The organism is Pseudomonas benzenivorans, assembly GCF_033547155.1.
Classification (GTDB): Bacteria; Pseudomonadota; Gammaproteobacteria; order Pseudomonadales; family Pseudomonadaceae; genus Aquipseudomonas; species Aquipseudomonas benzenivorans_B.
The window spans coordinates 2,120,012-2,140,415 of the sequence record NZ_CP137892.1; the positions used below are offsets into that span (position 1 = coordinate 2,120,012).

The window sequence follows — 20,404 nt, forward strand, 5'->3', positions numbered from 1 at the left end:
GCGGTCGTCACTCCTTGGGTGATGGGTACCTGACCAGTGCACTTCCCGACAACTTTGCCCTGCTAGTTAGGGGCTCTCAGTGTGATAAAAAAGCCGTGAATAGCCAACGACCTGTAAACCTAGACCTTAGGACTATCAAACTCCCAGTCACCGCTTACACGTCCATTCTTCACCGTATCTCCGGTGTCATCCTCTTCGTCGGTATTGCCGTACTGCTGTTCGGCCTCGACAAGTCGCTGGCTTCGGAAGAGGGCTTTGCCCAGGTGAAGGAATGCCTGACCAGTCCGCTGGCCAAGTTCGTGATCTGGGGTCTGCTGTCCGCTCTGCTGTACCACCTGGTGGCCGGTGTGCGCCACTTGATCATGGACATGGGCATCGGTGAGACGCTGGAAGGCGGCAAGCTGGGCTCGCAAATCGTCATCGCCGTTTCGGTGGTCGTGATCCTGCTGCTGGGGGTGTGGATATGGTAACCAATGTCACGAATTTCTCGCGTTCGGGCCTCTATGACTGGATGGCTCAGCGGGTGTCTGCGGTCGTGCTCGCGGCTTATGTGTTGTTCCTGCTGGGTTTCGTAATCGTTAATCCTGGCATGGGTTATGCCGAATGGCATGGTCTGTTCTCCGGTACTGCAATGCGCATCTTCAGTCTGCTGGCTCTGGTGGCGCTCAGCGCCCACGCCTGGGTCGGCATGTGGACGATTTCCACCGACTACCTGACGCCGATGGCGCTGGGCAAGTCGGCGACTGCCGTGCGTTTTCTCTTCCAGGCCGCGTGTGGCATTGCCATGTTCGCGTTTTTCGTCTGGGGCGTGCAGATTCTTTGGGGTATCTGATCCATGACTAGCATTCGTACACTTTCTTATGACGCCATCATCGTAGGTGGCGGCGGCGCCGGCATGCGCGCAGCGCTGCAACTGGCCCAGGGCGGCCACAAGACCGCGGTGGTCACCAAGGTCTTTCCGACTCGCTCCCACACCGTTTCCGCTCAGGGCGGCATCACCTGTGCCATCGCCTCGGCCGACCCGAACGACGATTGGCGCTGGCACATGTACGACACCGTCAAGGGTTCCGACTACATCGGTGACCAGGACGCGATCGAGTACATGTGCTCCGTAGGGCCTGAGGCCGTGTTCGAGCTGGAGCACATGGGCCTGCCGTTCTCCCGTACCGAGCAGGGCCGCATCTATCAGCGTCCGTTCGGCGGCCAGTCCAAGGACTTCGGCAAGGGCGGCCAGGCTGCCCGTACCTGCGCCGCGGCCGATCGTACCGGTCACGCCCTGCTGCACACCCTGTACCAGGCCAACCTCAAGGCCGGCACCTCGTTCCTCAACGAGTGGTACGCGGTCGACCTGGTGAAGAACCAGGACGGTGCCATCGTCGGTGTCATCGCCATCTGCCTGGAAACCGGTGAAACCGTCTACATCCGCTCCAAGGCCGTGGTACTGGCCACCGGCGGCGCCGGTCGCATCTATGCCTCCACCACCAACGCCCTGATCAACACCGGTGACGGTGTCGGCATGGCCCTGCGTGCCGGCGTGCCGGTGCAGGACATCGAGATGTGGCAGTTCCACCCGACCGGTATCGCCGGCGCCGGCGTGCTGGTGACCGAGGGTTGCCGCGGCGAGGGCGGCTACTTGATCAACAAGCACGGCGAACGCTTCATGGAGCGCTATGCGCCGAACGCCAAGGACCTGGCCGGACGCGACGTGGTCGCCCGCTCCATGGTCAAGGAGATCATTGCCGGCAATGGCTGTGGTCCGGAAGGCGACCACGTGATGCTCAAGCTGGATCACCTCGGCGAGGAAGTGCTGCACAGCCGCCTGCCGGGCATCTGCGAACTGTCGAAGACCTTCGCTCATGTCGACCCGGTCGTCGCACCGGTGCCGGTGGTCCCAACCTGCCACTATATGATGGGCGGCGTGGCCACCAACATCCACGGCCAGGCCATCACCCAAGATGCCAACGGCAATGACAAGATCATCGAAGGCCTGTTCGCCGTGGGCGAAGTAGCTTGCGTGTCGGTCCACGGTGCCAACCGCCTGGGCGGCAACTCGCTGCTCGACCTGGTGGTGTTCGGTCGCGCCGCCGGCCTGCACCTGGAAAAGGCGCTGAAGGAAGGCGTCGAGGTCCGCGGTGCTTCCGCAACCGACATTGAGCAGTCCCTGGCCCGCCTGGCGGGAGTCAACGAGCGCACCACCGGCGAAGAAGTCGCGCCGCTGCGCAAGGAGTTGCAGAACTGCATGCAGAACTACTTCGGCGTGTTCCGCACCGGCGAGTACATGCAGAAGGGCATCCAGCAGCTGTCCGACCTGCGCGAACGCATCGCCAACGTCAAGATCGCCGACAAGAGCCAGGCCTTCAACACGGCGCGTATCGAGGCGCTGGAGCTGCAGAACCTGCTCGAGGTGGCCGAGGCGACCGCGGTGGCAGCGGAAGTCCGCAAGGAATCCCGTGGTGCCCATGCCCGCGAAGACTTCGAAGAGCGCGATGACGAGAACTGGCTGTGCCACTCCCTGTATTTCCCGGGTGAGAAGCGCGTGAGCAAGCGCGCCGTCAACTTCGCGCCGAAGACAGTGCCGGCGTTTGAACCCAAGGTTCGGACTTATTAAGGGTGGCCGCTATGTTGCAAGTCAGTGTTTATCGCTACAACCCGGAGCAGGACGCTGCGCCGTTCATGCAGGACTTCCAGGTCGACACCGGCGGCAAGGACATCATGGTCCTCGACGTACTGGCGCTGATCAAAGAGCAGGACGAGGGTTTCTCCTACCGTCGCTCCTGCCGTGAGGGCGTGTGCGGTTCCGACGGTATGAACATCAACGGCAAGAACGGCCTGGCCTGTATCACGCCGATCTCGGCTGCCGGGCTCAAGGGCGGCAAGCTGGTGATTCGTCCGCTGCCGGGCCTGCCGGTGATCCGTGACCTGGTCGTCGATATGAGCATCTTCTACAAGCAGTACGAGAAGGTGCAGCCGTTCCTGCAGAACGACACCCCGGCGCCGGCCATCGAGCGCCTGCAGTCGCCGGAAGAGCGCGAGAAGCTGGACGGCCTGTACGAGTGCATCCTGTGTGCCTGCTGCTCGACCAGCTGCCCGTCGTTCTGGTGGAACCCGGACAAGTTCCTCGGTCCCGCCGCGCTGTTGCAGGCCTACCGCTTCCTGGCCGACAGCCGCGACACCAAGACCGAAGAGCGTCTGGCCGCATTGGATGACCCGTTCAGCGTGTTCCGCTGCCGCGGCATCATGAATTGCGTGAACGTGTGCCCCAAGGGACTCAACCCGACCAAGGCCATCGGTCACGTGCGTAACATGTTGCTGCAAAGCGGTACCTGATTCTCAGCTGTTTGCAAGACCCGTTGCACCTGCGGCGTCGGCCTCAACCCGGCGTCGCAGTTTAAGCCAGAGCCACAGCCCACAAAGCCGTGGTTCTTATTTGAAAAATATGACGACCAGCAGGGGCCTCCGGGCTGGTACCCGGACTATCTGCGGGATCCGTGGTGGCTTTACCGAAGTCGCTGCTTCAGGACTTCGAAAAGCCATGCGGTTTTCACGCCGATGGAGTCCCCTTACTGAGGGTGACCAAGCATGCAAGAAAGCGTGATGCAGCGCATGTGGGACAGTGCCCACCTATCTGGTGGCAACGCTGCCTACGTGGAAGAGCTCTATGAGCTCTACCTGCACGATCCCAACGCTGTGCCAGAAGAGTGGCGCACCTACTTCCAGAAGTTGCCGAGCGACGGCAGCGCCGCCACAGACGTATCGCACTCGACGATTCGCGATCATTTCGTCCTGCTCGCCAAGAACCAGCGCCGCGCCCAACCGGTGTCCGCCGGTAGCGTGAGCAGCGAGCACGAGAAGAAGCAGGTCGAAGTGCTGCGGATGATTCAGGCCTATCGCATGCGTGGCCACCAGGCCGCCAAGCTGGACCCCTTGGGGCTCTGGCAGCGTCCTGTGCCGGCCGATCTGGCGATCAACCACTATGGCCTGACCGATGCCGACCTGGACACCACCTTCCGCACCGGTGGCCTGTTCATCGGCAAGGAAGAGGCTACTCTGCGCGAAATTCGCGATGCTTTGCAGCAGACATATTGCCGCACCATAGGCGCCGAGTTCACCCATATCGTCGATTCCGAGCAGCGCAGCTGGTTCCAGCAACGCCTGGAAAGCGTGCGCGGCCGTCCGCAATTCTCCCCCGAGGTGCAGGGCCACCTGCTCGAGCGCCTGACCGCCGCCGAAGGCCTGGAGAAGTACCTGGGTACCAAATACCCGGGCACCAAGCGCTTCGGTCTGGAGGGGGGCGAAAGCCTGATCCCGCTGCTGGACGAAGTGATCCAGCGCTCCGGTTCCTACGGCACCAAGGAAATCGTCATCGGCATGGCCCACCGCGGCCGTCTGAACGTACTGGTCAACACCTTCGGCAAGAACCCGCGCGACCTGTTCGACGAGTTCGAGGGCAAGAAGGTCGAGGGCCTCAGCTCGGGTGACGTGAAATACCACCAGGGCTTCTCCTCCAACGTCATGACCGCAGGCGGCGAAGTGCACCTGGCGCTGGCGTTCAACCCCTCGCACCTGGAAATCGTCTCTCCGGTGGTCGAGGGCTCGGTGCGTGCGCGTCAGGATCGTCGCAATGACCTGTCCGGCGACAAGGTGCTGCCGATTTCCATCCACGGCGATGCGGCGTTCGCCGGTCAGGGCGTGGTCATGGAAACCTTCCAGATGTCGCAGACCCGTGGCTTCAAGACGGGCGGCACCATCCACATCGTGATCAACAACCAGGTCGGCTTCACCACCAGCCGTGCGGAAGACTCGCGCTCCACCGAGTACTGCACCGACGTGGCGAAGATGATCCAGGCGCCGATCTTCCACGTGAACGGCGACGATCCGGAGGCCGTGCTGTTCGTCACCCAGCTGGCCGTCGACTACCGCATGCAGTACAAGCGCGACGTGGTCATCGACCTGGTCTGCTACCGTCGCCGCGGCCACAACGAGGCCGACGAGCCCTCCGGTACCCAGCCGCTGATGTACCAGCAGATCGCCAAGCAGCGCACCACCCGCGAGCTGTACGCCGAGTCGCTGACCAGCGCGGTCAGCCATTCGGCCGACGAGGTGCAGGCCAAGATCGACGACTACCGTACCGCGCTGGACAACGGCCAGCACGTGGTCAAGAGCCTGGTCAAGGAGCCGAACAAGGAACTGTTCGTCGACTGGCGGCCGTACCTGGGGCATGCCTGGACCGCGCGTCACGACACCCGCTTCGACCTGAAGACCCTGCAGGACCTCTCCAACAAGCTGCTGGAGATCCCGGAAGGCTTCGTGGTTCAGCGTCAGGTGGCGAAGATCCTCGAGGACCGTCAGAAGATGGGCGCCGGTGCGCTGCCGATCAACTGGGGCTATGCCGAAACCATGGCCTACGCCACCCTGTTGTTCGAAGGTCATCCGATTCGCATGACCGGCCAGGACATCGGCCGCGGCACCTTCTCGCACCGCCATGCGGCGCTGCACAACCAGAAGGACGCCAGTACCTACCTGCCGCTGCAGAACCTGTATGCCGGCCAGCCGAAGTTCGATCTGTACGACTCCTTCCTCTCGGAAGAAGCCGTACTGGCCTTCGAGTACGGCTATGCCACCACCCAGCCCAATGCCCTGGTGATCTGGGAAGCGCAGTTCGGCGACTTCGCCAACGGTGCCCAGGTGGTGTTCGACCAGTTCATCTCCAGCGGCGAGCACAAGTGGGGCCGACTGTGCGGCCTGACCATGCTGCTGCCCCATGGCTATGAGGGGCAAGGACCCGAGCACAGCTCGGCGCGCCTGGAGCGCTTCCTGCAGCTGTGTGCCGAGCACAACATGCAGGTGTGCGTGCCGACCACCCCGGCGCAGATCTACCACCTGCTGCGTCGTCAGGTCATCCGCCCGCTGCGCAAGCCGCTGGTGGTGCTGTCGCCCAAGTCGTTGCTGCGCCACAAGCTGGCCATCTCGACCCTGGAGGACCTGGCCGAGGGTTCGTTCCAGACGGTGATTCCGGAACTCGATACGCTCGACCCGAAGAAGGTCGAACGCCTGATCCTGTGCAGCGGCAAGGTCTACTACGACCTGCTGGAGAAGCGCCGGGCCGAGGAGCGCCAGGACATCGCCATCGTGCGCATCGAGCAGCTCTATCCCTTCCCGGAAGACGATCTGGCCGAGGTCATGGCGCCGTACAAGAACCTCAAACACATCGTCTGGTGTCAGGAAGAGCCGATGAACCAGGGGGCCTGGTACTGCAGTCAGCATCACATGCGCCGTGTCGCCACTGCGCACAAGAAGACGCTGTTCCTCGAGTACGCCGGTCGCGAAGGCTCCGCTGCGCCGGCCTGCGGCTACGCCTCGATGCACGCCGAGCAGCAGGAGAAACTGCTGCAAGACGCCTTTACCGTTTAACGCCTTCGCCCAAAAGAGGCGGTCCGCCACGGCCGCCTCGCTGAAGAAACCGAATTTAAGGAACCACACATAATGGCTATCGAGATCAAAGCGCCTACCTTCCCGGAGTCGGTTGCCGACGGCACCGTTGCGACCTGGCACAAGAAGCCGGGGGAGGCGGTCAAGCGCGATGAGCTGATCGTTGACATCGAAACCGACAAGGTGGTGATGGAAGTCCTGGCCGAGGCCGATGGCGTGCTCGCCGAGATCGTCAAGAACGAAGGCGACACCGTGCTCAGCGGCGAGCTGCTCGGCAAGCTGACCGCGGGTGGCGTGGCCGCCGCGCCGGCCGCCCAGGCCGCCGCTCCTGCTGCTCAGGCCGCCGCGCCGGCTGCTGCGGACGACGACGCGATCCTCTCGCCGGCTGCACGCAAGCTGGCCGAAGAGAACGGTATCGATCCGAACAGCATCGCCGGCACCGGCAAGGGTGGCCGGGTGACCAAGGAAGACGTGGTCGCCGCCGTCGAGGCCAAGAAGAAGGCCCCGGCCGCTGCACCGACCGCCAAGCCTGCAGCCGCGGCGGCCGCGCCGAAGCTGGAGGCCGGCGACCGCGTCGAGAAGCGCGTGCCGATGACCCGCCTGCGGGCCAAGGTCGCCGAGCGCCTGGTCGAGGCCCAGTCCTCCATGGCCATGCTGACCACCTTCAACGAAGTCAACATGAAGCCGATCATGGAGCTGCGCTCCAAGTACAAGGACCTGTTCGAGAAGAAGCACGACGGCGTGCGTCTGGGCTTCATGTCCTTCTTCGTCAAGGCGGCTACCGAGGCGCTCAAGCGCCAGCCGGGCGTCAACGCTTCGATCGACGGTAGCGACATCGTCTACCACGGCTATCAGGATATCGGCGTGGCCGTGTCCAGCGACCGCGGTCTGGTGGTGCCGGTGCTGCGCAACGCCGAGCACATGAGCCTGGCGGAGATCGAGGGCACCATCGCCGGCTTCGGCAAGAAGGCCAAAGACGGCAAGCTGACCATCGAGGACATGACCGGCGGTACCTTCACCATCTCCAACGGTGGCGTGTTCGGTTCGCTGCTGTCGACGCCGATCGTCAACCCGCCGCAGACCGCGATCCTCGGCATGCACAAGATTCAGGAGCGCCCGATGGCGGTGAACGGTCAGGTGGTCATCCTGCCGATGATGTACCTGGCGCTGTCTTACGACCACCGCCTGATCGATGGTAAGGAAGCCGTGACCTTCCTGGTTACCATGAAAGACCTGCTGGAAGACCCGGCGCGTCTGCTGCTGGATATCTAATCCGTTTGTCCTGAGTGCGACGGCCCCCACAAGGGGCCGTCGCTTTCATCCGAAAAGGAATGAGTTATGACCCAGAAATTCGACGTGGTAGTCATCGGTGCCGGCCCTGGTGGCTATGTAGCCGCGATCAAAGCAGCCCAGCTCGGTCTGAAGACCGCGTGCATCGAGAAGTACCAGGATAAACAAGGCAAGATCGCCCTCGGCGGTACCTGCCTGAACGTCGGTTGCATTCCCTCCAAGGCGCTGCTGGACAGCTCCTGGAAGTATCATGAGGCACAGGAAGGTTTCGCCGTTCACGGCATCGAAGCCAAGGGCGTGACCATCGACGTCCCGGCGATGATCGGTCGCAAGGCTAACATCGTGAAGAACCTCACCGGCGGCGTGAGCACCCTGTTCAAGGCCAACGGCGTGACCCTGCTGGAAGGCCACGGCAAGCTGCTGGCCGGCAAGCAGGTGGAAGTCACCGCCCTGGACGGATCCACCCAGATCGTCGAGGCCGCTAACGTGATCCTCGCCTCCGGCTCCAAGCCGGTGGACATCCCACCGGCCCCGGTGGACCAGGACGTCATCGTCGACTCCACCGGCGCCCTGGAATTCCAGAGCGTGCCGAAGAAGCTCGGCGTCATCGGTGCCGGCGTGATCGGCCTGGAACTGGGTTCGGTATGGTCGCGCCTGGGCGCCGAGGTCACGGTGATCGAGGCGCTGGACAAGTTCCTCCCGGCCGCCGACGAGCAGATCGCCAAGGAAGCCATGAAGACCCTGACCAAGCAGGGTCTGAAGATTCGTCTGGGCGCCCGGGTGACCGGTTCCGAGGTGAAGAAGAAGCAGGTCACCGTGACCTTCACCGATGCCGATGGCGAGCAGCAGATGACCTTCGACAAGCTGATCGTAGCCGTCGGCCGTCGCCCGGTGACCACCGACCTGCTGGCGTCGGACAGCGGTGTGGATCTGGACGAGCGCGGCTTCATCTACGTCGACGACCAGTGCGCCACCAGCGTACCGGGCGTCTACGCCATCGGTGACGTGGTGCGCGGCGCGATGCTCGCCCACAAGGCCTCGGAAGAGGGTGTGATGGTTGCCGAGCGCATCGCCGGGCACAAGGCGCAGATGAACTACGATCTGATCCCCTCGGTGATCTATACCCATCCGGAAATCGCGTGGGTGGGCAAGACCGAGCAGCAGCTCAAGGGCGAGGGCGTCGAAGTCAATGTCGGCACCTTCCCCTTCGCCGCCAGCGGCCGGGCCATGGCGGCCAACGACACCGGTGGTCTGGTCAAGGTCATCGCCGATGCCAAGACCGACCGCGTACTGGGCGTTCACGTGATCGGCCCGAGCGCCGCCGAACTGGTCCAGCAGGGCGCGATCGGCATGGAATTCGGCACCAGTGCCGAGGACCTGGGGATGATGGTGTTCTCCCACCCGACCCTGTCCGAGGCGCTGCACGAAGCGGCCCTGGCGGTCAACGGCGGCGCCATTCACATCGCCAACCGCAAGAAGCGCTGAGTCACTGGCGTTGTGTCGCCGGCCTGACCGAGCTCCTCGGGGAGGGTCGAGGCCGGCGACCGTTGGATAAGAAGAACCACGGCGATCTGCCCGCGTCGGCCCAGGCCTGGCGCGGAACGTACGTCGGACTGCCCTCGAAGGCGGTCACAGGTGGTGCGGCACCACAAGTGCAGCACCGAATGCGCAATACCCAAACGAAGACGGTAGACAAGCATGAATCTCCACGAGTATCAGGGTAAGCAGCTGTTCGCTGAGTACGGCCTGCCCGTATCCAAGGGCTTCGCCGTAGACACCCCGGAAGAAGCGGCAGCAGCCTGCGAGAAAATTGGCGGCACCGAGTGGGTCGTAAAGGCTCAGGTACATGCCGGCGGCCGCGGTAAAGCGGGCGGCGTGAAGCTGGTCAAGAGCAAAGAAGACGCCAAGGCCTTCGCCGCCAACTGGCTGGGCAAGCGCCTGGTGACCTACCAGACCGACGCCAACGGTCAGCCGGTCAGCAAGATCCTGGTCGAGTCCTGCACCGACATCGCCAAGGAACTCTACCTGGGCGCGGTCGTCGACCGTTCCAGCCGCCGCATCGTGTTCATGGCCTCCACCGAAGGTGGCGTGGACATCGAGAAAGTGGCCCATGAAACCCCCGAGAAGATCCTCAAGGCCACCGTCGATCCGCTGGTCGGCGCGCAGCCGTACCAGGGCCGCGAGCTGGCGTTCCAGCTGGGCCTGGAAGGCGATCAGATCAAGCAGTTCACCCACATCTTCGTTGGCCTGGCCAAGCTGTTCCAGGACTACGACCTGGCCCTGCTGGAAGTCAACCCGCTGGTGATCAAGGCCGACGGTAACCTGCACTGCCTGGACGCCAAGATCAACATCGACTCCAACGCCATGTACCGTCAGCCCAAGCTGCGCGCCATGCACGATCCGTCCCAGGACGATCCGCGTGAAGCCCATGCGCAGAAGTGGGAACTGAACTACGTCGCGCTGGAAGGTAACATCGGCTGCATGGTCAACGGTGCCGGCCTGGCCATGGGCACCATGGACATCGTCAACCTGCACGGCGGTCAGCCGGCCAACTTCCTCGACGTAGGCGGCGGCGCGACCAAAGAGCGCGTGACCGAGGCGTTCAAGATCATCCTCTCCGACGACAACGTCAAAGCCGTGTTGGTCAACATCTTCGGCGGCATCGTGCGTTGCGACATGATCGCCGAAGGCATCATCGGCGCGGTGAAAGAAGTCGGTGTGAAGATCCCGGTCGTGGTTCGTCTCGAAGGCAACAACGCCGAGCTGGGCGCCAAGGTCCTGGCCGAAAGCGGTCTGAACATCATTGCAGCAACCAGTCTGACCGACGCTGCCCAGCAAGTCGTCAAGGCCGCGGAGGGTAAGTAATGAGCATCCTGATCAATAAAGACACCAAGGTTATCTGCCAGGGCTTCACCGGCTCGCAGGGCACCTTCCACTCCGAACAGGCCATCGCCTACGGCACCAAGATGGTTGGCGGCGTGACCCCGGGCAAGGGCGGCAGCACCCACCTCGGCCTGCCGGTGTTCAACACCGTCAAGGAAGCCGTGGAAGCCACCGGCGCCGAAGCCTCGGTGATCTACGTTCCGGCTCCGTTCTGCAAGGATTCCATCCTCGAGGCGGCGTTCGGCGGCATCAAGCTGATCGTCTGCATCACCGAAGGCATCCCGACCATCGACATGCTGGAAGCCAAGGTCAAGTGCGACGAGCTGGGCGTGCGCCTGATCGGCCCGAACTGCCCGGGCGTGATCACCCCCGGCGAGTGCAAGATCGGCATCATGCCCGGTCACATCCACCTGCCGGGCAAGGTCGGTATCGTGTCGCGCTCCGGCACCCTGACCTATGAAGCCGTGAAGCAGACCACCGATGCGGGCTTCGGCCAGTCCACTTGCGTGGGCATCGGCGGCGACCCGATCCCGGGCTCGAACTTCATCGACATCCTCAAGCTGTTCCAGGAAGACCCGAAGACCGAGGCGATCGTGATGATCGGCGAGATCGGCGGTTCGGCCGAGGAAGAAGCCGCGGCCTTCATCAAGGCCAACGTGACCAAGCCGGTGGTGTCCTACATCGCCGGTGTGACTGCCCCTCCGGGCAAGCGCATGGGCCACGCCGGCGCCATCATCTCCGGCGGCAAGGGCACTGCGGACGAGAAGTTCGCCGCCCTGCAGGACGCCGGCGTGAAGACCGTGCGTTCCCTGGCCGACATCGGCAAGGCCCTGGCCGAGCTGACCGGTTGGGAAGCCAAAAACGCCTAAGGGTGTCTGGCTGAACAAGAGGCCGCCTTCGGGCGGCCTCTTGCGTTTAGGCCCCGATAGAACCTGTCATCCATGCGACAGCGAGTTGCATCGGTTCGACAGTCTGACCGCTCTCTCTGCCGTTGGCGCGACGATGTCGTTAGGCTCGCGGCGCGCTGCCTCCACAAGGGGCATAGAGTGCACCAGCGGTTCCGCTTAAGCGGCGGAGCGACGTTTCCCCCGACCCCTCGGGAAACCCTCGGAACTTAAAAACTTTCTGCCTGTGGTATTCCCCTCTATGACTCGTTTGAAAGGCTCGGATCTCCTGGCCCTTGGCTTCATGACCTTCGCGCTGTTCCTCGGCGCCGGCAACATCATCTTTCCGCCCAGCGCCGGCATGGCTGCGGGCGAACATCTCGGATCGGCGGCGCTGGGCTTTCTCCTGACCGGGGTCGGCCTGCCGTTGCTGACCATCGTGGCGCTGGCCCGCGTAGGCGGCGGCATGGCCTTGCTGACTGCGCCGCTGGGGCGGCGCGCCGGCGTGCTGTTCGCGGTGGCCGTGTACCTGGCCATCGGCCCGTTGTTCGCCACCCCGCGTACCGCCGTGGTTTCCTTCGAGATGGGCGTGGCACCGTTTACCGGCAACAGTGGTACGCCCTTGCTGGTCTACAGCCTGGCCTACTTCGCCGCGGTGCTGTTCCTGTCGCTCAATCCCGGGCGCCTGGTGGACCGCATCGGCAAGTTCATCACCCCGGTGTTGCTGGCGGGGTTGCTGGTGCTCGGCGGTGCGGCCCTGTTCGCGCCGGCCGGCAGTGTTGGCGAGGCTGCCGAGGCCTACCGCTCGGCGCCCTTCGTCCAGGGCTTCCTGCAGGGCTACCTGACCATGGACACCCTCGGCGCGCTGGTGTTCGGCATCGTCATCGCCACGGCGATCCGCGACCGCGGCGTAAGCGAGCGAGGCTTGATCACGCGCTACTCGGTGATCGCCGGCCTGATCGCCGCCCTGGGCCTGTCGCTGGTCTATCTGGCGCTGTTCTACCTCGGGGCGACCAGCCAGGGCATCGCCGGCGAGGCGCAGAACGGCGTGCAGATACTCACGGCCTACGTGCAGCACAGCTTCGGTACGACCGGCAGCCTGTTGCTCGCCCTGGTAATCACCTTGGCCTGCCTGACCACGGCGGTCGGCCTGTTGACGGCCTGTGGCGAGTTCTTCAGCGATCTGCTGCCGGTCTCCTACCGCACCGTGGTGGTGGCGTTCGGCCTGTTCAGCCTGGTAGTGGCGAACCAGGGCCTGACGCAGTTGATCAGCGTCTCCGTGCCTGTGCTGGTCGGCCTCTATCCCCTGGCGATCGTTCTGGTGGCCTTGAGTCTGTTCGATGGCCTGTGGTTATCGCCTCGGCGGATCTTCGTGCCGGTCATGCTGGTCGCGCTGATCTTCGGCCTGGTGGACGCGCTCGGTGCGGCCGGGTTCAAGCAGTGGGTGCCCGCACTGTTTGCCGAGTTGCCGTTGGCCGAGCATGGTCTTGGCTGGCTGGTGCCGGTGCTGGGTACGCTGCTGGTGGTCGCGATAGTCGATCGGCTGCTCGGCGAGCCGCAAAGCGTGACTGCCTGAGCACCGCCCTGAAAGTGGCCCAGGTGGCGGGTTGGCGCCCGTCACCTGAGCCGGAGCAGCGCTTTCGCGCGGCGTTCGATGTCTTCAGCCGGTGCGCTCGTCCAGGTTGAAGTGGCGAACCTGCAGATTCAGCTGCTCCGCCAGCTGCGCCAAGCTATGGCTGGCTTCGGTGACTTCGTTCGAACCCTCGGCATTGCCGCTGGCGAGGTCGCGGATCATCTGGATACGTTCACTGATGTCCTGGGCGACAGCGGCCTGTTGTTCGGCGGCGCTGGCAATCTGCGCCGCCATCTCGCTGATTTCGCGATTGGCGTCGGTGATGGTTTCCAGGGCCCGACCGGCCTCGAGTGCCTGGCTGGCTCCCGACTCTGCCTGGGTGCGGCTCTGAGTCATGGCCTCGGAGGCTTTTTGCGCGCGACCTTGCAGGCGCTCGATCATTTCCCGTATCTCCATGGTGGAGTCCTGGGTGCGTTTGGCCAATGAGCGCACCTCATCGGCTACCACGGCGAACCCCCGGCCCTGCTCGCCGGCGCGGGCGGCTTCGATGGCGGCGTTGAGGGCCAGCAGATTGGTCTGGTCGGCGATGCTGCGTATCACGTCGAGAATGCCGCCGATATCGGCCGTATCTTGCGCCAGGGCCTGTACGGCGGCTGTGGCAGCGCCGATGTCATGGGACAGGGCACCGATGGACTCGACCATTTGTGCAACCTGTTGCTGGCCCGAATTGGCGGCCTGATCGGCACGTTGCGCGGCTTCGGCGGTGTGTGTCGAGTGGCGGGCGACTTCCTGCACAGTGGCCGCCATCTCGGTCATGGCGGCGGCCACCTCGGTGGTGTGCAGTTCCTGCTGCTGCAGGTTGTGTTGGGTCGATGCGGTGGTGCTGGTCAGCTGCGAGGCGGAAACGCTCAGCTGGTTGCTGGAGCTCAATACATTGCTGACGATCTCCCGCAGCTTGCCCACCATCTGGCCGAATGAGTGCGACAGTACGCCGAACTCTCCGCCGCTCCGCTCGTCGAGACGAGCGCCCAGCTCACCGGCGGCGACCTTGCGCGCCTCGTCACTCAGGCGCAACAAGGCGCCACTGACCTTGCGCCGAATCGCGAAGATGCCCACGGCCGATACCACAATCAGCAGCGCGACCATCAGGGACACGGCGAGCATGTAGCGCTCACCGACCCGCGAATGGTGCGCCACGGCATCGCCGGTGCGCCGGTCGAGCAGGGCATAGAAGGCGTCGACCGGCTGCATGACCTTGGACTTCTCCCGATGGTAGGTGTCGTCGTGCATCAGTCGACTGGCGAGGGCCAGGTCGGGTTCGCCTTGGCGGGTAAAACCACCCTGGCCGTCGGCGAAGCGCCCTTTGACCGCGTTCATGGCCTCGGTTTCGATCAGCACCAGGGTATCCGAATTGGCCTGGGCCTCCGCCAGCTTGTCCAGTTCGGCCTGGGTGAAGCCTTGGCGGCGCATCAGCTCGAGCAGGGGCGCGCGTTCGCCATCGGCTCGCGGTGCGGCCTGACCGGCGGCCAGGAAGTCCCAGTACAGCCGCTCGTATTGCTGCGGACGCGCTAGCTTGCCATTGCGGATGTCTAGCACCTGCCAGTACTGCTGTTCGTAGCGCGCCTCGCCGCTGACGGCGTAGGTACGCGCCAGGCGAGTGAGATCGTCGGAGCTTTGTCTCAGTTCGTCCGCCAGCAGATAGGACTGGTAACGGTTCGTCTGGCTCTCGGTCAACCGGTGCTGGTTTTCGATCATCAGGAAAACCAGGAGCGCCAGTAAGGCGGTGCAGGCGATGATGGTGGCAAAGATAAAGGAAAACAGGCGCTGTATGGACACTGCGACTCTCCTTAAGCAGTGATGACTCGGACTTCCTGTCGTAGCGACAATGAATGCGCTTGAGCGGCGCAGGTCAAGGACCCTCTGCATATTCGGCTATGCGCATTACAGCTTCGTCCAGATGCAGGCGCTTTGCAATCACCGTACGGCGCCAAGAATCTTGACTGCTGGGACTGCTTTCTCGGAGGACAGGGTGGGCATGGAAAACCTTCGGGTAAAAATGCATAAGCCAGCGGTAGTAATACTTGCTGGCTATAATGACGCCTCTGTTGGGGGGAATCATGGGCATCATCGATAACAACCTGTGGCAGCAGTTGCTGGCCATTCTTTGGTTTCTGCTGTGTTGGGGGGGCTATACCCGCTATGCACATGCAAAAGGGCGTAGCACCCCCTGTCTGGCCAGTGTCCTGCACCTGTACCGCGAAGACTGGATGCGCCGCATGCTGCTGCGGGACAACCGTATTGCCGATGCCAACGTGATCGGCAATCTGGAGCGCAATGCCTCGTTCTTCGCTTCCAGCACCCTGATCATCCTGGCCGGTATCTTCACCGTGCTCGGCGCCTCCGACCGCGCGGTGTCGCTACTCGCCGACCTGCCTTTCGTGCAGGTCGCCAGCCGGGAAATGTCCGAGGTCAAGCTGTTGTGTCTGGGCGTGATCTTCGTCTACGCCTTCTTCACCTTCAGCTGGTGCATGCGTCAGTACAACTTCTCGGCGGTGTTGGTGGGGTCGGCGCCCATGGCCGGGGAGCGGCATGTCACCGAGCAGGAACGCAATGCCTATGCCGTGCGGACCGCGCGGGTGATCTCGATGGCCGCCAACCAGTTCAACTATGGGCTGCGGGCCTATTACTTCGGCATGGCGACACTGGCCTGGTTCATCAACCCTTGGTGCTTCATGCTGGTGACCAGTGGCGTGGTGGTGGTGCTATATCGTCGCGAGTTTCATTCCGACGTGCTGGAGGTGATGGTCTACACCCAGACCCCGATGTTCGAAGCGAGTAAGGAGAAGAGCGAGTGAGCCTGCCGTTCTGGTGCATCTTCATCAGCGCACTGCTGATCTTTCTGGCCAAGGCTCCGGTGGCCAAGGCGATGCAAGAGCAGGGTGGTCGCTATGACAATCGCCACCCGCGTACTCAACAGTCGCACCTGACAGGTTTCGGCGCCCGGGCCCTGGCCGCCCACCTGAACAGTTTCGAGGCATTCCCCTTGTTCGCTGTGGGTGTGTTGATGGCTCATGTGACCGACACCCAAGGGCTGCTAGTGGATGGCTTGGCAGTGACCTTCGTGGTCGCGCGGGTGCTCTATCTGCTGTGCTATTGGGCCGATTGGCACTGGCAACGCAGCCTGGTGTGGGCGGTGGGTTTGATCTGCAGCCTGATGCTGATGCTCACGCCGGTAGTGTGAGACGCCCGGTGCGCCACGGCCCGCTGGTGCAGGGCCGTGTGCGCGACGAAACGAGGGACTATTGGCCGTCGACTGCCTCTTTGGCGGCGTCGCCCGCGTCCTTCATGGCGTCTGCCGCATCGTCGGCAGCGGCTTCGATCTTCTCGCCGGTGGTCGGTTCGTTGCCCATGACTTCGTTGGCTTTCTGCTCGATGGCTTCGCCGGATTCCTCGATAGCGTCGCCCATGGCTTCGGCTGCTTCGGAGACCGACTCCTTGGCGTTGTCCATCTTGCTTTGCGGGGTGTCCTCGCAGGCGGCGAGGGCTAGGGTGGCGGCGAGCAACAGGGCATAGGAAAAGGGCTTTTGCACGGTCGTACTCCTTGTAGTGTTCATTTATTGCCGGATTTGTCCTGGCATGGGCCGTTTGAGCGCAGGCGGTCCGCCGAAGTTCCCCGGAGCGACGCTTGGGGTTTCCACTGGCAGGCCGGGTGGAGTGCAGTGGATGCCTGTTCGCCGCGATGCGCCGAGCGGGAGAGTCGAGCTACGAGTCTATGGCGGGGCGGATGCCTGCGAGCGAACCGCCGCGTCCACATTTGCCGAGAACCCTCGACTTTTCGATAGATTGGTTACGCGCGGACGATTATCGTGGCCTTCATCTCAACGCCGGCCCTGGTGACAGGGGCAATGCCGCCTCTTTCAACTATTGTTGCCACCTGGCGGCGTACTCGACTCTCGGCATCGCCGAGCCCCTTCTGTCCTGGAGGCCAGGCACATCAGGCGCGCCTGGCTGGGGTCGACGCCTGCCAACTAAGGAAATCTGGATGGATACGTTGTTGATCCTCTGCGGCTTGCTGGTGATCCTGGCCGGTCTGATCTGGCTGGTGATGCGCGCCTTCAGCACCGGCCTGCTCTGGGGTTGGCTCGCGCTGCTGCCGCCACTGACCCTGTTGTATGTGGCGCGCCACTGGCGCCGTGCCCGACCGGCCTTGGCGCTCAGCCTCATGGGCGTTATTCCGCTGGTGATCGGCCTGGTCCTGCTCGCCAGTCATGATCCACAGCGCATGGACGCCATACTCAGTCTGCGTTGGCTGGAGCCCGAGAGAAACCCTCCCACAGAACTGAAAATCGAATTGCGGGGCGAGCTCAATGGCCAGCCCTTCGCGCCTCAGCATGGCGAATTGATCGAGGGTGTACTCAGGCTTAGCGAGGGGCAGGACTTCTTTGCCCACCGAGAGCTGATGGTCCGCCTGCCGCAGTCGGGGCCGGGGAGTGTCCGTGTCGATGTGTTGCCCACCGACGAGGGCGTGTTGCCGGAGGTCGAGCTCAGCTGGCTGTTGCCCGAGCAGGATTTGCCCGAGGCGCGCCGCTTGAGCCGTGGCTACAGTCTGCACTTGAACCTGCAACCGCAGCCGCCGAACAAGCTGGTCGGCGATTTCCACCTGGTGTTGCCGCCGCAATTCAAGACCACCCTGAGCGGCAGGGTCGAGTTGTTCCGCGATGGCTTGCGCTATCGTGCCGGCCAGGTCGACCGTTATGTCGATTCCCGCGACACCCTGGCGCATGTCATCGAGGACTATCTGCAGCGCCGCTTCGCCACCCGCCGGGTGCAGCTGCGGCCACTGCCTCCCGTATTGCTGCCGGCGCAGAGTTTGGAACTGGATGTCGAAGCGCTGATCGATGGCCAGGAGCTGCGTTTGCCGATTCAACTGAACAAGAGCGAGAGCCGTGGCTGGGCGGTGCGTTCCGATCGCTTCCCGGCCTTGCCGGAAGCGACCCGCGCAGCGGAGGACCGACCGGCGAGTGCCGAGGCGTTGGCAAAGCAAGCCGGCGAACCCCTCAGTCGGCCGTTGGACCGCCGCCGGCGCTTCAGTCTGGAGGCCCTGTTGCGCAGCCCCAGTCGCTACCAGGATTTGCGCATGCGTGCCGTCACCGCGCGCGGCAACACGGCCGAGGGGCGTTTCCAAGGCGTCGATCAGCAAGGCCGGATCGTCTTGCAGCAGCGCATGGGCGGCACGGGGCAGGCCAGTTTCCGCCTGCGCCCGGAAGAGCTCGTCCGCATCGAACTGCTCGAACCCTGAGCGAGAACTCGGCTAAGCACTTGAAATCCCAGCCCAAGCCCCCATCTGCATGACATCCGTCGCATTGCGGCTTAGTCATCAATGGGGAGTTAGACGACCATGAGTGTGGAAACTCAAAAAGAAACCCTGGGCTTCCAGACCGAGGTGAAGCAGCTGCTTCACCTGATGATCCATTCGCTGTATTCGAACAAGGAGATCTTCCTCCGTGAGCTGATCTCCAACGCCTCGGATGCGGTCGACAAGCTGCGTTTCGAGGCCCTGGCCAAGCCCGAGCTGCTCGAGGGCGGCGCCGAGCTGAAGATCCGCGTCAGCTTCGACAAGGACGCCAACACCGTCACCCTGGAAGACAACGGCATCGGCATGAGCCGCGAAGAGGCCGTGACCCACCTCGGCACCATCGCCAAGTCCGGCACCTCCGATTTCCTCAAGAACCTGACCGGCGACCAGAAGAAGGATTCGCACCTGATCGGCCAGTTCGGCGTGGGCTTCTACTCGGCCTTCATCGTCGCCGACAAGGTTGAGGTGTTCACCCGCCGCGCCGGCCTGTCGGCTGCCGAAGGGGTGCACTGGGAGTCCCATGGCGAGGGCGAGTTCAGCGTCGCCAGCATCGACAAGCCCGAGCGCGGCACCCGCATCGTCCTGCACCTGAAGAAGGGCGAGGAGGAGTTCGCCGACGGCTGGCGCCTGCGCAACATCATCAAGAAGTACTCCGACCACATCGCCCTGCCGATCGAGCTGCCGAAGGAGTTCCACGGCGAGGAGAAGGACAAGCCGGCCGAGCCGGAGTGGGAAACCGTCAACCGGGCCAGCGCCCTGTGGACCCGTCCGCGTACCGAAATCAAGGACGAGGAATACCAGGAGTTCTACAAGCACGTCGCCCACGACTTCGAAAATCCGCTGTCCTGGAGCCACAACAAGGTCGAGGGCAAGCTCGAATACACCTCGCTGCTCTACGTGCCGGGCCGCGCGCCCTTCGACCTGTACCAGCGCGACGCCTCCAAGGGCCTCAAGCTGTACGTGCAGCGCGTGTTCATCATGGACCAGGCCGACGAGTTCCTGCCGCTGTACCTGCGCTTCATCAAGGGCGTGGTGGACTCCAACGACCTATCGCTGAACATCTCCCGGGAGATCCTGCAGAAGGACCCGATCATCGACTCGATGAAGTCCGCGCTGACCAAGCGCGTGCTGGACATGCTCGAGAAACTGGCAAAGAGCGAACCCGAGCAGTACCAGGCCTTTTGGAAGAACTTCGGCCAGGTACTCAAGGAAGGCCCGGCGGAAGACTTCGCCAACAAGGAGAAGATCGCCGGCCTGCTGCGCTTCGCCTCGACGAACGAGACCAGCGGCGAGCAGAGCGTGTCCCTGGCCGACTACCTGGGCCGCATGAAGGAGGGCCAGGACAAGTTCTACTACCTGACCGGCGAATCCTACGCCCAGGTGAAGAACAGCCCGCACCTGGAGGTGTTCCGCAAGAAGGGTATCGAGGTGCTGCTGCTCACCGACCGCATCGACGAGTGGCTGATGAGCTACCTGACCGAGTTCGATGGCAAGCAGTTCGTCGACGTGGCCCGCGGCGACCTGGACCTGGGCAAGCTGGACTCGGAAGAGGACAAGAAGGCCCAGGAAGAAGTGGCCAAGGCCAAGGAAGGACTGGTCGAGCGCCTGAAGGCGGCGCTGGGCGAGCAGGTGGCCGAGGTGCGGGTGTCGCACCGTCTCACCGATTCGCCGGCGATCCTGGCGATCGGCGAGCAGGACCTGGGCCTGCAGATGCGCCAGATTCTCGAGGCCAGCGGACAGAAGGTGCCCGAGTCCAAGCCGATCTTCGAGTTCAACCCGGGCCACCCGCTGATCGAGCGCCTGGATGCCGAGCCGGACGAGGACCGCTTCGGCGACCTGTCGCACATCCTCTTCGACCAGGCCGCGCTGGCCGCCGGCGACAGCCTGAAGGACCCGGCCGCCTACGTGCAGCGTCTGAACAAGCTGCTGGTCGAGCTCTCCGCTTGATTGCACCGGTCATGAAAAAAGCCCGCCTCGTGCGGGCTTTTT

The 20,404-nt window shown here is 63.5% G+C and carries 16 protein-coding genes and 1 pseudogene; 14 read left to right on the forward strand and 3 right to left on the reverse strand.

What is annotated here, in order from left to right:
• Positions 1-95 precede the first annotated feature (95 nt).
• The 10 genes from sdhC (at position 96) to brnQ (ending at position 13,062) form a co-directional block, all read left to right on the forward strand.
• Positions 96-470 (forward strand): succinate dehydrogenase, cytochrome b556 subunit, encoded by a 375-nt coding sequence (gene sdhC, locus SBP02_RS09655; RefSeq protein ID WP_213638103.1) that lies wholly within the window; start codon positions 96-98, stop codon positions 468-470.
• Positions 464-832 carry a succinate dehydrogenase, hydrophobic membrane anchor protein gene (gene sdhD, locus SBP02_RS09660; protein WP_318646170.1) on the forward strand — a complete coding sequence of 123 codons (369 nt, stop codon included), beginning with the start codon at positions 464-466 and terminating at the stop codon, positions 830-832. Before sdhC ends, sdhD begins: the two co-directional genes overlap by 7 nt.
• A 3-nt stretch (positions 833-835) precedes the next feature.
• Positions 836-2,608 carry a succinate dehydrogenase flavoprotein subunit gene (gene sdhA, locus SBP02_RS09665; protein WP_318646171.1) on the forward strand — a complete coding sequence of 591 codons (1,773 nt, stop codon included), beginning with the start codon at positions 836-838 and terminating at the stop codon, positions 2,606-2,608.
• Between the two features lie 11 nt (positions 2,609-2,619).
• A complete protein-coding gene (locus tag SBP02_RS09670; protein ID WP_318646172.1) occupies positions 2,620-3,327 on the forward strand; it encodes a succinate dehydrogenase iron-sulfur subunit in 708 nt (235 codons plus the stop codon).
• Between the two features lie 252 nt (positions 3,328-3,579).
• Positions 3,580-6,411, forward strand: a complete 2,832-nt coding sequence (locus tag SBP02_RS09675; RefSeq protein WP_318646173.1) for a 2-oxoglutarate dehydrogenase E1 component — start codon at positions 3,580-3,582, stop codon at positions 6,409-6,411.
• A gap of 72 nt (positions 6,412-6,483) precedes the next feature.
• Positions 6,484-7,701, forward strand: a complete 1,218-nt coding sequence (gene odhB, locus SBP02_RS09680; RefSeq protein WP_318646174.1) for a 2-oxoglutarate dehydrogenase complex dihydrolipoyllysine-residue succinyltransferase — start codon at positions 6,484-6,486, stop codon at positions 7,699-7,701.
• A 66-nt stretch (positions 7,702-7,767) separates the two neighbouring features.
• Positions 7,768-9,204, forward strand: coding sequence for a dihydrolipoyl dehydrogenase (lpdA, locus tag SBP02_RS09685; protein ID WP_318646175.1), 1,437 nt, complete (start codon positions 7,768-7,770; stop codon positions 9,202-9,204).
• Positions 9,205-9,417: 213 nt separating this feature from the next.
• Entirely contained in the window at positions 9,418-10,584 is a 1,167-nt protein-coding gene (sucC, locus tag SBP02_RS09690) for an ADP-forming succinate--CoA ligase subunit beta (RefSeq protein WP_318646176.1), read from the forward strand.
• Positions 10,584-11,471: a succinate--CoA ligase subunit alpha gene (gene sucD / locus SBP02_RS09695; RefSeq protein ID WP_318646177.1), complete on the forward strand. Its 888-nt coding sequence runs from the start codon at positions 10,584-10,586 to the stop codon at positions 11,469-11,471. The genes sucC and sucD overlap by 1 nt, the downstream gene beginning before the upstream one ends.
• A 277-nt stretch (positions 11,472-11,748) precedes the next feature.
• Positions 11,749-13,062 (forward strand): branched-chain amino acid transport system II carrier protein, encoded by a 1,314-nt coding sequence (brnQ, locus tag SBP02_RS09700; protein ID WP_318646178.1) that lies wholly within the window; start codon positions 11,749-11,751, stop codon positions 13,060-13,062.
• An 84-nt stretch (positions 13,063-13,146) separates the two neighbouring features.
• Here the strand turns inward: brnQ and SBP02_RS20905 are convergent, their stop codons facing one another.
• Together SBP02_RS20905 and SBP02_RS20910 are read right to left on the reverse strand one after the other, a co-directional pair.
• Positions 13,147-14,025 (reverse strand): methyl-accepting chemotaxis protein, encoded by an 879-nt coding sequence (locus tag SBP02_RS20905; protein ID WP_404824391.1) that lies wholly within the window; start codon positions 14,023-14,025, stop codon positions 13,147-13,149.
• Positions 14,017-14,985: pseudogene (locus tag SBP02_RS20910) on the reverse strand (HAMP domain-containing protein); the annotation flags it as partial. The gene SBP02_RS20905 and the pseudogene SBP02_RS20910, both read right to left, overlap by 9 nt.
• A gap of 191 nt (positions 14,986-15,176) precedes the next feature.
• Here SBP02_RS20910 and SBP02_RS09710 point away from each other — a divergent pair.
• The gene (locus tag SBP02_RS09710) at positions 15,177-15,914 is read left to right on the forward strand and encodes a DUF599 domain-containing protein (RefSeq protein ID WP_369959394.1); all 738 of its coding nucleotides are present in this window, start codon (positions 15,177-15,179) and stop codon (positions 15,912-15,914) included.
• Positions 15,911-16,300, forward strand: coding sequence for an MAPEG family protein (locus SBP02_RS09715; protein ID WP_318646180.1), 390 nt, complete (start codon positions 15,911-15,913; stop codon positions 16,298-16,300). Before SBP02_RS09710 ends, SBP02_RS09715 begins: the two co-directional genes overlap by 4 nt.
• A gap of 58 nt (positions 16,301-16,358) precedes the next feature.
• On the opposite strand, the gene SBP02_RS09720 is transcribed toward SBP02_RS09715, so the two are convergent.
• Positions 16,359-16,649 (reverse strand): hypothetical protein, encoded by a 291-nt coding sequence (locus SBP02_RS09720; protein WP_318646181.1) that lies wholly within the window; start codon positions 16,647-16,649, stop codon positions 16,359-16,361.
• A gap of 452 nt (positions 16,650-17,101) precedes the next feature.
• Between SBP02_RS09720 and SBP02_RS09725 the strand changes: the two genes are divergently transcribed.
• Complete coding sequence (locus SBP02_RS09725) at positions 17,102-18,358, forward strand: MFS transporter (protein ID WP_318646182.1); 1,257 nt, start codon at positions 17,102-17,104, stop codon at positions 18,356-18,358.
• A gap of 99 nt (positions 18,359-18,457) precedes the next feature.
• Positions 18,458-20,362: a molecular chaperone HtpG gene (gene htpG, locus SBP02_RS09730; RefSeq protein ID WP_318646183.1), complete on the forward strand. Its 1,905-nt coding sequence runs from the start codon at positions 18,458-18,460 to the stop codon at positions 20,360-20,362.
• Positions 20,363-20,404 lie beyond the last annotated feature (42 nt).

Excerpts from the sequence above, each read along its gene's own strand:
- sdhD (WP_318646170.1), top strand. The coding sequence starts at position 464 with ATGGTAACCAATGTCACGAATTTCTCGCGTTCGGGCCTCTATGACTGG.
- sdhA (WP_318646171.1), top strand. The coding sequence starts at position 836 with ATGACTAGCATTCGTACACTTTCTTATGACGCCATCATCGTAGGTGGC.
- SBP02_RS09670 (WP_318646172.1), top strand. The coding sequence starts at position 2,620 with ATGTTGCAAGTCAGTGTTTATCGCTACAACCCGGAGCAGGACGCTGCG.
- SBP02_RS09675 (WP_318646173.1), top strand. The coding sequence starts at position 3,580 with ATGCAAGAAAGCGTGATGCAGCGCATGTGGGACAGTGCCCACCTATCT.
- odhB (WP_318646174.1), top strand. The coding sequence starts at position 6,484 with ATGGCTATCGAGATCAAAGCGCCTACCTTCCCGGAGTCGGTTGCCGAC.
- lpdA (WP_318646175.1), top strand. The coding sequence starts at position 7,768 with ATGACCCAGAAATTCGACGTGGTAGTCATCGGTGCCGGCCCTGGTGGC.
- sucC (WP_318646176.1), top strand. The coding sequence starts at position 9,418 with ATGAATCTCCACGAGTATCAGGGTAAGCAGCTGTTCGCTGAGTACGGC.
- sucD (WP_318646177.1), top strand. The coding sequence starts at position 10,584 with ATGAGCATCCTGATCAATAAAGACACCAAGGTTATCTGCCAGGGCTTC.
- brnQ (WP_318646178.1), top strand. The coding sequence starts at position 11,749 with ATGACTCGTTTGAAAGGCTCGGATCTCCTGGCCCTTGGCTTCATGACC.
- SBP02_RS20905 (WP_404824391.1), bottom strand. The coding sequence starts at position 14,025 with ATGGTGGGCAAGCTGCGGGAGATCGTCAGCAATGTATTGAGCTCCAGC.
- SBP02_RS09710 (WP_369959394.1), top strand. The coding sequence starts at position 15,177 with ATGGGCATCATCGATAACAACCTGTGGCAGCAGTTGCTGGCCATTCTT.
- SBP02_RS09725 (WP_318646182.1), top strand. The coding sequence starts at position 17,102 with ATGGATACGTTGTTGATCCTCTGCGGCTTGCTGGTGATCCTGGCCGGT.
- htpG (WP_318646183.1), top strand. The coding sequence starts at position 18,458 with ATGAGTGTGGAAACTCAAAAAGAAACCCTGGGCTTCCAGACCGAGGTG.